9 protein-coding genes are annotated in these 12,281 nt (G+C 71.0%); 4 read left to right on the forward strand and 5 right to left on the reverse strand.

Features of this window, described 5'->3' with window-relative positions; translation table 11 throughout:
• Window positions 1–130 precede the first annotated feature (130 nt).
• The 3 genes from AC060L_RS25440 to AC060L_RS25450 form a co-directional block, all read right to left on the reverse strand.
• Entirely contained in the window at window positions 131–2,875 is a 2,745-nt protein-coding gene (locus tag AC060L_RS25440; protein ID WP_483801228.1) for a glycoside hydrolase family 31 protein, read from the reverse strand.
• 193 nt (window positions 2,876–3,068) lie between these two features.
• The gene (locus AC060L_RS25445) at window positions 3,069–3,398 is read right to left on the reverse strand and encodes a DUF6204 family protein (protein ID WP_483801229.1); all 330 of its coding nucleotides are present in this window, start codon (window positions 3,396–3,398) and stop codon (window positions 3,069–3,071) included.
• Between the two features lie 195 nt (window positions 3,399–3,593).
• Entirely contained in the window at window positions 3,594–5,240 is a 1,647-nt protein-coding gene (locus AC060L_RS25450) for an APC family permease (RefSeq protein WP_483801230.1), read from the reverse strand.
• Window positions 5,241–5,759: 519 nt separating this feature from the next.
• On the opposite strand from AC060L_RS25450, the gene AC060L_RS25455 reads away from it, so the two are divergent.
• The 3 genes from AC060L_RS25455 (at window position 5,760) to AC060L_RS25465 (ending at window position 7,985) form a co-directional block, all read left to right on the forward strand.
• On the forward strand, window positions 5,760–6,218 hold the full coding sequence (locus AC060L_RS25455; RefSeq protein WP_483801231.1) for an N-acetyltransferase family protein: 459 nt from the start codon (window positions 5,760–5,762) through the stop codon (window positions 6,216–6,218).
• Between the two features lie 10 nt (window positions 6,219–6,228).
• Entirely contained in the window at window positions 6,229–7,206 is a 978-nt protein-coding gene (locus AC060L_RS25460; protein ID WP_483801232.1) for a phosphotransferase family protein, read from the forward strand.
• 209 nt (window positions 7,207–7,415) lie between these two features.
• Window positions 7,416–7,985, forward strand: coding sequence for a methyltransferase family protein (locus AC060L_RS25465; RefSeq protein WP_483801233.1), 570 nt, complete (start codon window positions 7,416–7,418; stop codon window positions 7,983–7,985).
• Window positions 7,986–8,055: 70 nt separating this feature from the next.
• On the opposite strand, the gene AC060L_RS25470 is transcribed toward AC060L_RS25465, so the two are convergent.
• Both AC060L_RS25470 and AC060L_RS25475 read right to left on the reverse strand, forming a co-directional pair.
• Complete coding sequence (locus AC060L_RS25470) at window positions 8,056–9,060, reverse strand: GNAT family N-acetyltransferase (protein WP_483801234.1); 1,005 nt, start codon at window positions 9,058–9,060, stop codon at window positions 8,056–8,058.
• 64 nt (window positions 9,061–9,124) lie between these two features.
• Window positions 9,125–11,080, reverse strand: a complete 1,956-nt coding sequence (locus tag AC060L_RS25475) for a right-handed parallel beta-helix repeat-containing protein (RefSeq protein ID WP_483801235.1) — start codon at window positions 11,078–11,080, stop codon at window positions 9,125–9,127.
• A 102-nt stretch (window positions 11,081–11,182) separates the two neighbouring features.
• Here AC060L_RS25475 and AC060L_RS25480 point away from each other — a divergent pair, with 102 nt between their 5' ends.
• On the forward strand, window positions 11,183–12,172 hold the full coding sequence (locus tag AC060L_RS25480; protein WP_483801236.1) for a TetR/AcrR family transcriptional regulator: 990 nt from the start codon (window positions 11,183–11,185) through the stop codon (window positions 12,170–12,172).
• The last annotated feature ends 109 nt before the right edge of the window (window positions 12,173–12,281 follow it).

The raw sequence follows: 12,281 nt of genomic DNA on the forward strand, positions 1-12,281 counted from the left end.
CACATCCCTCCCCCCTCTTTTGTGGTTTCGTGGGGGTTTCGCTGCCCCCCCCCCCCCCCGCTCCGGCCGCCGGCCGACCTCGCGCGGTCAGGCCGGTGTGGTCAGCCCGGTGCGGGCCGGCTCGGTGTGGTCAGCCCGCCAGGCCGCCCGCTCCCGCCAGCAGCAGCGAGAAGCCGCAGCCGGTGGACTGCTGCGGGGTCTTCACGTGCACCACGCCGGCCGCCGCGTCATAGCTCCAGCCGGAGCCGGCCGCGTCCAGCGCCGCCGGCGTCGGGTAGCCGGTCAGCGGCGTGTGGTCGAGCAGCACGGCCGCGGGGCCCGCGCCCACGTGCACGGTGAACTCGTACGAGCGTGCGGCCGGCTTGCCGGTGTAGCTGCCGACGCTCGCGCCGACCGTCACCGTGGTCACGCCGTGCCCCCGGCCGACGGCGTCGACCGAGACCTGCTGGGTCGCGCTCGCGCCCTGCTGGTAGCCGCGGCTGGTGCCGTCGTCCTCGTACAGCGTGTAGTCGCTGTGGCCCTGCGCGTAGACGTCGTAGTCCAGCTTCGTGGTGTCGCGGGTCTGCCAGGAGAGCGTTCCCTTGGGCCACATCGGCACGATGGCACCGGACTTGACGAACAGCGGCAGCGTGTCCAGTGGTGCCTGGTAGCCGTTGATCGTGGTCGGGCCCTGGTAGGTCTTGCCCGTCCAGTAGTCCACCCAGGTGCCCGTGGGCAGGTAGATCCCGTTGCGGGTGGTGGAGTTGTCGTAGACCGGCGCGATCAGGAAGTCGCTGCCGCTCATGAACTCGTACTTCGCCGCGTCACCCCAGGTGTTCGGGTCGTTCGGGTACTCCAGCACCAGCGGGCGCACCGCGCCCACGCCGCTCTGGTGGGCCTGCGCGGCGAGCGTGTACAGGTACGGCAGCAGGCGCTCCTTCAGTTGCAGGTAGCGCTGGTTCACCGAGTTGTACGGCTCGCCGAACCGCCACGGCTGCTTGTCGGTCTGCGCCCAGCCGTCCATCGTCATGATGGCCGGGATGAACGTCTTCCACTCCAGGTCGCGGGTCTCCACCTGCGGGTCGCTGCCGAAGATGCCGCCCACGTCACCGGTGTCGTACGCGATGCCGGACATCGTGGCACCGGCGTAGGTCGGGATCTGCCAGCGCACGTAGTCGTAACTGCCGGTCTGGTCACCGCTCCAGAGCACACCGCAGCGCTGCACGCCGGCCCAGGAGACCGGCAGCCAGACGAAGCCGCGCGCGTCGCTGTTCTGCTCGATGCCGGCCTTCGCCTGCTGGCAGCCGTCGAGCGCGAACTGGTAACCAGGGCCGACCCAGCCGACGTCCAGCTTGCGCACCCGCACGCCTGCCTTGACCTCCTCGCCCTGGTTCGGCAGACCGGTCGAAGTCCACAGCCCCAGCTGCATGTTGTGCGCGCGCAGGCCCTCGCCGGTCTGCTGGAGGTCCTCGTAGCCGCAGCCGTAGCCGTCGTTGACCAGCATCCAGCCGAGCGGGTCCTGGTTGGCGGTGTAGCCGTCGGCGACCTTGAGCGCGTCCAGGGTGTGCCGCTCGCCGCGGTTGGCGTTGTGCAGGTAGCAGTCGGAGTCGCCCGGCTCCAGGCCGTAGACCGGCGGCATGAACGGCTTGCCGACCAGGTCGGTGTACTCGCTGATGATCTTCTTCAGGTCCGGGCCGTAGAAGTAGTAGGCGTCGAACCGCCGTTCCATGGCCGAGGTGCGCACGGGGCTGTGGAAGTCGTAGACGCCGGGCGCGAAGGTGTTGCGGAACACGCCGTAACCGCTTGAAGAGAGGTAGAACGGCTGGGAGTTGTTGTAGCCGCCCTCGTTCCAGTTGAAGTCGTTGGCGACGTTCACGGTCTGGTCGCGGTGCGAGAAGCTGCCGTTCTGCTCGCCGGCTCCGTAGAACTGCTCCTGCGGACCGCGGTTGAGCGATTGCGACATCGCGTCCTCGGTCCAGGTCAGGCCGCGGGTCTCCTGCCAGACGGCGGTGCGGTTGTCGGCGGTGTAGAGCGCGAACCGCAGTGGGCTCTTGTACGCGCGCAGCGTGAGAGCCGAGGAGCTGATCGCCCAGTAGGCGCCCTCGTCACGCTCCTTGATACCGCCGATGGTTGAGGGTTCCTTGGGGATCATCTCGCCGACCGGCGGCTGGGTGAACGTGCCGTCCGGGGCGAGTTGCAGGCGGAACACTTCGGCGGAGGTGAAGTCGACCCTGGCCTGCGCGGCGCCGGCCGCGATCTGGTAGCCGTCGCCGGAGCGGGAGATCGCGGTCGCGTTGCCGACCGTGGTCGGCTGCGGGATCGAAGCGGTCGCCGTGTACGAGGAGTTGGTGACCGAGTAGGGGACCACCAGGACGTGATACGTGCCCGAGGCCTGCGGGATCACGGCCGAGGACGGGTCGGCTCCGGCGGCGGCCTCGGCGACCTCGTGGCCGGTGGCGTCGTAGATGTAGAGGTCGAACTCCATGCTCGGGGTGGGCCACTTGATGGAGACCGGGACCCCGCCGTCCGGGTTGTCCAACCAGTAACCGGCCGGGACGTCGACGGTCAGGTCGAAGTGGTCGCAGAACTTGTTCTGCGGGTCGGCGGCCTGACTCGGGCAGTGCGCCGGGTCCGGGACCGAGCCGTTGGCGTACGTCGGGCTCTGCCAGCCGAGCGTGTGCTGCCCGCTCTGCGAGAGTGTGCCGGACGGCGGTGCGGCGGCGTGCGCGGCGGGCTGGCCGGCGAGCAGTGCGCAGAGCACGGCAAGGACCGAGGTGAACGCGCCGAGCGCCGAGTAGCGTGCTGGGCGGCGTCGAGGTCGGTGCGGGTGTGGGCGCTGGGGCTGGGGCTGGTGTGGGGGCTGGTGCGGGCCTTGGTGTGGGTCGGGGGAGCGCATGCCACCGTCCATCGGGAGAGAAGGGGAGGGGTGGTTGTGCGTATTTGCTCCGGCCATGACAGCCGGAGCTGCCCAGGACCCTAGCAGCGCGTTTATGCTCGATCAATGGGCGAAGTGCGCAAAAACGCGCAGGCGCCCCCGGAGTTGGGGGCGCCTGCGCGGTGGTGGCTCGGGTGGAATGCGCGGCGTGTGCTCAGCGGCGCTTCTGGTTGATCTTCATGTCGTCCATGCTGGTGACGGCGGCGCGCAGCTCGCCGTACCCGAGGCCTTGGCCGGCGAGGTGGGCTTCGGCCAGCACCGTCGCGCTCACGCCGGCCAGCTCGCTGTCGTCCTCCTCCTGCCGGATCACGCAGCGGAAGGTGAAGTTGCGCAGCGCCTGGTCGTAGATCAGCGTGCCGGCTTCGCTGAATGTCGCGGTGAGCAGATCGTGCTCGGCCGCGCGGGCGAGCAGGGCGGCGCGCTGCTGTGCGTCGAGGCCGGCGAAGACGCCGCGGACGATCACGCGGTAGGTGCGGTCGGACATGGTTGAGCCTCTCGGTGCCGGTTCGTTTGCGGAACGTAGCATCGGGAGGCTCGGGGGTGGCACTGGTTTTCTGGCTTGCTGGCGATTGTGACTGACGGCTGACAGATGACGTTATCTGTCAGCCGTCAGCCGTCAGCCGTCAGCCGTCAGCCGTCAGCCGTCAGCCGTCAGCCGTCAGCCGTTCGACGCTAGGCGTCAGACCTTCGCCGGCGCGGGCGTCTCGGCCGACTCCTCGGCCGCCGCGGCGGTCAGTTCCTCGCGGACCTGGGCGAGGGAGGGGTTGGCCCAGCCGCTGCGCACGCCCCAGAAGTAGAAGCCGAGCGCGAGCACCGCGACCACCAGCAGGTCCCAGCCCTCGGGCAGGTAGCCGTGGCCGCCGTACTGACTGCTGCCCGCCCAGGAGACGCCCGCCATCACGAACAGGTAGCCGACCACCCAGACGCCGGCCTTCAGGTGCGGCTTGAGCACCTCCCACGGCTTGCGCAGCTCGTACCAGGCCCAGATCGGCAGCCCGGCCGCCATCAGCACGATCACCTTGCCGGTCAGCGGCCAGCGGGCCCAGTAGAGCACCAGTGAGCCGAAGACCATCGCGATCGGCGCGATCACCGGCATCGCGCGCAGCTTGACCGGGCGCGGCAGGTCCGGCGCCAGGCGGCGCAGCGCCATCACGGCGACCGGGCCGGTGATGTACGAGATCACGGTGGCCACCGAGACGATCGAGGCCAGTGAGCCCCAGCCGCGGAAGACCGCGAGGAAGAGGAACGCGATGAACAGGTTGAGCAGCAGCGCCGGGCGCGGCACACCGGTCTTCGGGTCCACCCGGCCGAAGATCGACGGCAGCTGGCCGTTCTCCTGCACACCGTGGATCATGCGCGAGGTGGTCGCGGCGTAGATCATGCCGGTGCCGCTCGGCGAGATGAACGCGTCCGAGTAGAGCAGCAGCGCGAGCCAGTTGAGGCCCCAGGCGAGCGAGAGGTCGGCCAGCGGCGACTTGTAGGAGATCCCGCTCCAGCCGTGCGTGAGCGCGTCGTGCGGCAGCGCGCCGAGGAACGCGACCTGGAGCGCGAGGTAGATCACCAGCGCGATCAGGATCGAGCCGATCACGGCCTTGGGCAGCGACTTGCCCGGGTTGCGCGCCTCGCCGGCCAGGTTCAGCGGGGACTGGAAGCCGTTGTACGCCCAGACGATGCCGGAGGTCGCGACGGCCGTGAAGACCGCGTTCCAGCCGTGCGGCGCGAAGCCGCCCTGCGCGGTCAGGTTGTGGCTGTCGAAGTGCGCGAGGAGCAGGCTGCCCGCGGTGAGCACCGGGACGACCACCTTGAAGACGGTGATCGCGGTGTTCGTCTTCGCGAAGAGCGTGATCGCGAACCAGTTCAGCGCGAAGTAGCCGACCAGCAGCACGCTGGCCAGTGCGACCCCGCTGCCGCTGAGCTTCTCGCCATCGACCAGCTGGTGCGCCCAGCCGAAGTGCCAGGAGCTCATGTACTGCACGGAGGCGGTCGCCTCGCCCGGGATCACCGAGACGATCGCGATCCAGTTCGCCCAGGCCGCCAGATAGCCGGCCAGCGAGCCGTGCGAGTACTGGCCGAACCGGACCATGCCGCCGGCCTTCGGGAACATCGAGCCCAGCTCGCTGTAGGTGAGGGCGATGACCAGCGCCACTGCGGCACCGATCACCCAGGCGAGCAGCGCGGCGGGCCCCGCGAGCTTCGCGGCGCGCTCGGCACCGAACAGCCAGCCGGATCCGATGATGGAGCCGAGGCCGACAGCCATCAGGCTGATCGTGCCGAGCGTGCGGCGGTAGTTGTTGTGGGACGCCGCTCTCGGCTCTGACGCGCTCAACGTGTCCGGTCCTTCCGTCTCGACTCGGGCCGGACGCGGGACGCCCGGGGCGGGCGCGGCTTCCAGGCCGGGGCAATCCGGGCAGACTAGGCGACCATTTCGGGCGTAAACCTCAAATTAACCTCAGATCGTCCGATCGTTGTCATTCTGTGTCCGGATATCGTTCACGTGTTTGGGCTGCGAAGTGCTAGGTGAGGGGGACCGGTCGATCGGCGGGGTGTGGTCACCGCCGATCGGCGGGTTCCGGCGGGTGGCCGCCGGCGGGCAGGCTTGGGTCGCGAGCTTCGACACGCGTCTGAGCACGAGTGAGCACGAGTTCGAGTTCGACAGGCGCTCCGTCCGGCCCCAACAGGGCCTTGTGCCTGGTGGCCGTCCCGCCGATCGACCCTGTCGGCGGGGCGGCCGCGTTGCGTTGCGCGGGCGGTGGCCGCGCCGGGTTGCGGGCCCCTGCCACCCGCCACCTGCCGCCTGGCGCCAAATCGGTTGACGCCCCGGCGGCGACCCCGATTTCCTGCTGCCATGCCGAACCTGCGCATTGCCCAGCTGTCACAGTCCGACGAGACGTCCGCGTTCGAGGACTGGCAGTCCATCCACAACGCCATCATCCCCACCGACCCGCTGTCGCTCGCCGAGGTGCGCGAGCGGGCGGGGCGCAACCACCTGGAGCTCGCGTACCTCGCCGACGTCGCGGTCGGCTGCACGACCGTCCGCCCGCCGACGGTCGAGAACGCGGCCACGGCCACGGTGATCGCCCGCGTGCTGCCCGCCCACCGTGGCCAGGGCTTCGGCACGCAGCTCTACGCGAGCGGGCTGGCGCGGGCGCGGGCGCTGGGCGCCGAAGTGGTCGAGACGGTGGTCCTGGCGAGCAACGAGGACGGTCTGCGGTTCGCGCTCCGGCACGGCTTCGTCGAGGTGGACCGCTACCTGCTGCCCGGTGACCGGATTCCGTTCGTGGACCTGCGGTTGATCGGCGGATAGCCTCCTTCCCATGGGACTTGGCGGGGGAACCGAGGATGCCGGCTGGAGCGCGACGCGGTCCTGGGTGGAGAAGGGGCTGGCCGCGGGCGAGCGGATCGACGGCGTCGAGCGGCTGCGCGGCGGGTGGACGTCCGAGATGCGCCGGCTGCGCGTCAGTGGGCCGGGAGGTTCGCGGGACCTGGTGCTCCGGTCGTTCGTCATGCCGTTCTTCGTGGAGCACGCCGAGGGTCTGCTGACCCGGGAGGCAGACGTCCTGCGCCTGCTCGACGGCACCGACGTGCCCGCCGCCACGCTGCTCGGTCTGGACGCGACGGCGGAGTCCTGCGACCACCCCTCGCTGTTGATGTCACTGCTGCCCGGAACCGTCCGGCTGACCGACCAGGACGCCGACCGGCGCGCGGACCTGCTGGCCCGCCAGCTGCTGCGGATCCACCGGGTGCGGGTGACCGACGGGACCCGCCCGCGCGCCTACCAGGCGTGGACCGCACCCGAGCGGGTGAGCCTGCCCGAGGCCACCCGGCGGCCCGAGCTCTGGCGACGGGCCGTGGACGTGATCCGCCGTGAACCGCCCGCCTTCCTGCCGTGCTTCCTGCACCGGGACTTTCACCCCGGCAACGTTCTCTTCGAGGGCAGTGGCGAGAACCTGCGGATCAGCGGCGTCGTTGACTGGGTGGAGACCTCGTGGGGCCCGGCGGACCTCGATGTGGCGCACTGCTCGACCGCCCTGGCGCTGCTGCACGGCGCGCCGGCCGGCATCGGCTTCGCCGACCGCTACGCTGCGGCGGGCGGCACGCTGACCGGGGACCACGCCGCACACCTCTACTGGCGGCTGCTGGACACCCTGGCCTTCGCCCCGGACGCCGCGAAGGTCGCCACCCCGTGGCGCGAACTCGGCCGGACGGACCTGACGCCCGAGCTGGTGACGGCCCGGCTGGAGGAGTACGTCCAGGCCCTCTTCGACCGTTACGCCGGCGGCGCCTTCGGGTGAGGCGCTGTGGTGGCCGTGGCGACTGAAGGCGCTGTGGGCGCTGTACGTGCTGTAGGCGCTCTTCCGTTCGGTGTTGCGCATCTGACGAGGCGTCGGTGGTCTCCACCCGTGGGTGGAGCGGTGTTTCTCCACCCACGGGTCCGTGCTCCGGAGCCGTGTTCGGCGGCATGGTGAACGTGGGACAGCACCACCACTGAGGAGTGACCGCCATGTCGCCAACGAGTCTGCTCGCCGCTCTGGGCATCCTCTGCTGGATCGGCTACGAGTTGCTGCTGCGTTCCCGCAAGGACGCCGCTGCCGGTACCTGGGAGGGGGACGACCGCGATCGCGGCTCGACCCGCCTGCTGCTGGCCGCGTACGGGGCGTCGGGCGTGGTGAACCTGGTCTGCGGCCACTGGTCGATCGGGCCGGTCTCCACCGGGGTGCGCTGGATTGGTCTCGTGGTCCTCGCCGCGGGGCTGGTGCTGCGTGCCTGGGGCATGCGCACCCTGGGCCGCTTCTACACCCGCACGCTGCGCACCGTCGAGGAGCAGCGCGTGGTCCAGGAGGGCCCGTACCGGTTGATCCGCCACCCCGGTTACTGCGGCAGCCTGCTGGTCTGGCTCGGCTACACCCTCGCCGAGGGCAGCTGGCCCGCCACGCTCATGGTGGCGGCCCTGCTCGTCGGCGCCTACAGCTGGCGGATCAGCAGCGAGGAACGTCTGCTCGTCTCCGCCTTCGGCCCCGCCTACGCGGACTACCGGACCCGCACCAAGCGACTCATACCCTTCGTCTACTGATCCGGGCAGAACCCGGACCGGAGGGAACGCGCCGGTGATGCCGTGCCCAGACCCCAGGTGCTGCGGCTTGCTACGCGTCCGGTGACAGCCCGGCCGGTGACAGTTCGGCCAGTGGCAAGTCGGTCGGTGCCGGCTCGCTGAGGACGAGGCGGACGCCGAAGCTGCGGTAGCCGGCGCGGTCGAAGGCCGCTGCCATCGGGGTGTTGTCGAAGTCGGTGTCGGCGACGATGCGGTCCACGCCGCGGGTGGCGTGGCTGCGGGTGATCTCGGCGAGGAGGGCGTCGGCCAGTCCTCGGCCGCGGAACTCGGGGAGTACGCCCAGGTACCCGACCACCGGGTTCCGGGCATTGGCGGAGGGGATGGCGAAGCCGGCGAGCCGGCCGTCCGGGGTGTGGGCGAGTCGCCACCAGCTGCGGTCGCCGGGCATGCTCAGGTAGACGTCGAGCGTCTCGCGGGCGTAGGCGTCGACGCCCGAACGGGCCGTGCCGGTGCGGGTGTCGTGATCCAGGCTGCCGATCGAGACCCGGCGGAAGACGTCCAGGAACGCCTCGTCGTCCGGCTCGGCGCGGAACTGCAGCCGGTCGTCGGCGGGCGGAACTGGCAGCTCGGGCGTCCACTCGTACTGCAGGCGTTGCAGGACGCTGGTGAGACCGGCGAGTTGGGCCGCCTGCTGTCGCCAGCCGACGGCCGCGGCAACCGCCGGGTCGGCCTGCCAGTCGGGCGGGAGGCGCAGGTGGGCCTCGGGTCGCACGGCTGTGCCGGCCTGGAGGAAGGCGGCGTGTGCGGTGGTCAGCAGCCGCGCGGCGAGTGCGACCCGGTCGGGGACGGACTCGGCCACCCAGAGGCAGTCGAGCGCGAGCGGGTCCCGACCGTCGGGGAAGGTCCACCAGACGGCCCGGGCCAGTACCTCGCCGTCGCCACTCTCGGCGATCCAGGTGTGCTCGGGCCGGTACGAGCCGCTGGCGAGCAGCTCGCGGTAGGCCGCCGGGCCGGTCCAGCTGACCGGCTCGGTGACGGTGACGGAGAGCACGAGGGCGAGGTCGGCTGCGGTGTCGGCGGTGGGACGGATCAGCACGCGGTCTCCTGCGAATGGGGGTTCGCCGAGTTATAGCGAGCTGATGGTTCGTCGGTCAACGGATTTAGTGCGGCTCGGGCTCGGGGTCGGGCTCGGGCTTGGTGTCGGGCTCGGGCTTGGTGTGGCGGCCGGCGGCCGCCACGATGGCCGCGCCGGCGGGATCGGCGGCCAGGGCCTGCTCGAAGCCGTCCTTCGGGAGCACGGTGTTCCGGGCGAGGGTGACCCCGGGCGGCGGGGCGTCGTAGTCGGCGGGGAGGTCGTCCCAGAAGTTGTCGAGGAAGGCCACGTTCTCCAGCGGGGGCGTCACACGCAGCACGATCGGGGTGTCACCGCGGTGGACGACGTTGCCCTGCACGGTCACCCAGGCGGCGCCGTAGTCGGTGTAGAGGCCGTAGTTGTAGGAGGTGACGGTGTCGCGGATGACGTTGCCCCGGACCAGGCTGCCGTCCGCGTAGCTGTTCCCCTGGCGGCCGTTGAGGTAGATGCCGCCGCCGTCGGCGAGCGCGGTCATGGTGTGGTGGATGAGGTTCTCGACGACCTGCACCCCGGCGGCCTGTTCGCCGCCGGTGACGACGATCCCGCTGTAGGGCACGTGGTGGATCTCGTTGTGGGCCACCGTCACCTCGCGTGCGTCGATCACCCAGACAGCGGGGGAGCCGTGGTACTCGCGGCCGATGTGGTGGATCAGGTTCTGCTGGATCCGGGTGCCGGTTTCGGAGGCGACGGTCACGGCACTGCCGCAGACCTCTTCGATCAGGTTGCCGACGACCGCGTTGTCCCGGCCCGGACCGGTGAAGCCGATCGCGCCGGCGCCGAGCCGGGTGAACGTGTTGTCGTGCAGCTCGACCCGCGCGGCGGCGGTGAACTCGATGTTGGCCGGGACCAGCTTGGGGTCCGCCGGGATCGTCAGCCGGGCGTTCCCCTCGGCGAGTTCGACCTTCTGCAGCGGACCGCCGCTGTAGTAGGTGTTCGCGAAGAACTGCAGGAAGCCGTGCGGTCCGTCGGGTTCGGTCCAGCCGGCGTCGGCGAAGGTCAGGCCGCGCAGCGTCACGTCGTGCAGCGGGTCCTGCTCGGTGCCGCGGCCGACGACGAGCCGCTCCAGAACCGGGGCGACGATCTCGGCCTCGGCCGGATCCTCTCCGGGCAGCGGGAGGTAGTGCAGGACGTGGCGGCCGGGGATGCGCTGGTCGAGGACGAAGCTGCCCGGTTCGGTCAGGAAGCTCACGCTGTTCTCCGCCGAACCGGGTTGTGCCAGGCCGCCCCACTGGCCGCTCGGGCGGGCTGCAGGCTTCTCGAAACCGGGACCGGTCCAGGCGGCGGTGTAGAGCTCGCCGGCCCAGCCGAAGGCGGGTTGGGCGAGCGTGATCGTCGTGGACCGGGCGTCGCCGGTGATCTCGGTGACCCGGCAGCGCGCCTGCGACCACGGATAGACCCAGGGGAAGACGAACTCGATGCTCGCCGGGTCCTGCCAGTGCTGCGGCGCGGTGCTGTCCGTGACGTAACCGGTCTCGGTTTTCGTCACGTTGCCGGGGAGGCCGGGGCTGACTGCGGCGCGCGGTGCGCGGCGGCCGTTCACGTACAGCTGCCGGGTCTCCAGTGGGCCGACCTCGGCCTGCCAGGCGCCGTCCGGGCCGTCGGGCCCGTTCGGTCCGCTCGGCCGCCACCCGGTGATCACCCGGCCACCGCTGACAACGGCCGTCTCCTGCTCGGGAGTTCCGTAGCCGTACGCCTGGTAGACGACCCGGTGGCCGTGTTCGCCGGAGTCGGCTGCGGCGGCATCGAGGGTGAACGGCTCGTCCAGCACGTACGTGCCGGCGCGGAGGCTGACCACGAGATCGGAGCGCTGTGCCGCGGTACGGGCGCGGACGGCCTGCCGGGCGGCGGGCAGGGTGGCGAACGGCTGGTCGAACGTCCCGGGCCAGGAGTCGCGGCCCCAGGGCGCGACGTAGAACTGCTCGGGCTGGACGGGCTGCTGAGACTGGAAGGGCAGCTGGGACTGGACGGACTGGCTGTCGCGCATGGGCGTACCTTCCCCCACGGAGGTTTATGCCGTACACAGGTGCGTACACCATAAACAGGCGGATAGGGTGGCCGTCAAGCGATGAGAAGGGGGTGCGTGCGCGTGACCGAGGAGAACGCGGTGGCGGATCCCGGGCGCACCGTCGAGCTGCTCTGGGACGTCGCGCAGAGCCGGGGCAGAGCGGGCCTGACGCTGGCCGGGATCGTCGCGGCCGCGATCGAGGTCGCCGATGCCGACGGGCTGGCGGTGCTGTCCATGCGACGGGTGGCCGAGCGGCTGGGCTACACGACGATGTCGCTCTACCGGCACGTGCCGGGCAAGGCGGAGCTGATCGAGCTGATGCGCGACGCCGTGGTCGGTGAGATCGACCTGGCCGGGTGCGATGGCCTAGACGACTCCGACGGCGCGGCAGGTGGGGAGGCCGGGGAGACAGGGGAGGCCAGGGAAGGCGAGGAAGGCGAGGAGGCCGACTGGCGGGCCGGCCTGGAGGCGTGGGCCCGCGCGCACTGGGCGCTGAACCTGCGGCATCCGTGGTTCGTGTACACCGCGGGGAGCCGCCGGCTGCCCGGCCCGAACATCATGGCCGACCACGACCGCGCGCTGCGGATCGCCGAGCGGACCGGCCTGCGGGCCTCCGAGGTGGTCGCGGTGGTCTCGCTGGTCGGCGGGTTCGTGAAGACCGCCGCCCGGCAGGTCCACGAAGTGCTGCGCGAGGAACGGGAGTCCGGCGTCTCGATCGAGCAGTGGTGGAGCGGCCGGGCGGAGCTGATCGAGCGGATGTACCCCTATCCCGCGCTCGGCCGGCTGTGGCAGGCCGGCGGCTTCGAGGAGCCCGAGGATCCCTTCGACTTCGGTCTGGCCCGCACCCTTGACGGCGTCGAGCTGCTCGTCCGGCGGCGGCGTGACGAAATGCGTGACGAAACTCTGCCAGGAGCGGCAGGCGTGCCGGGGGCGCCCGGAACGCCCGTGGCGCGGTGCGCGTCCTGCGACGCCGAGCTCGATGCGACGGTCCGGGGGCGTCCGCGGAACTACTGCTCGCGGGCCTGTCAGCAGCGGGCCTACCGGCAGCGTTGCTCAACGGCGGCTCGGTAGCCCTTCGTTGGCGTCCTGCGATGGTGCGGAGAGGTGAGGCGGGGACGGTTGTCGGGGCGGCGGGGCGGGCAGGCATCATCCCCGCCCCGCCGCCTCGGTTAGGAGACCC

The organism is Kitasatospora sp. NEAU-69 (assembly GCF_057158765.1).

Bases quoted from the DNA above. Each gene is read 5' to 3' on its own strand.
- AC060L_RS25440 (WP_483801228.1), bottom strand. From the start codon at position 2,875: ATGCGCTCCCCCGACCCACACCAAGGCCCGCACCAGCCCCCACACCAG.
- AC060L_RS25445 (WP_483801229.1), bottom strand. From the start codon at position 3,398: ATGTCCGACCGCACCTACCGCGTGATCGTCCGCGGCGTCTTCGCCGGC.
- AC060L_RS25455 (WP_483801231.1), top strand. From the start codon at position 5,760: ATGCCGAACCTGCGCATTGCCCAGCTGTCACAGTCCGACGAGACGTCC.
- AC060L_RS25460 (WP_483801232.1), top strand. From the start codon at position 6,229: ATGGGACTTGGCGGGGGAACCGAGGATGCCGGCTGGAGCGCGACGCGG.
- AC060L_RS25465 (WP_483801233.1), top strand. From the start codon at position 7,416: ATGTCGCCAACGAGTCTGCTCGCCGCTCTGGGCATCCTCTGCTGGATC.
- AC060L_RS25475 (WP_483801235.1), bottom strand. From the start codon at position 11,080: ATGCGCGACAGCCAGTCCGTCCAGTCCCAGCTGCCCTTCCAGTCTCAG.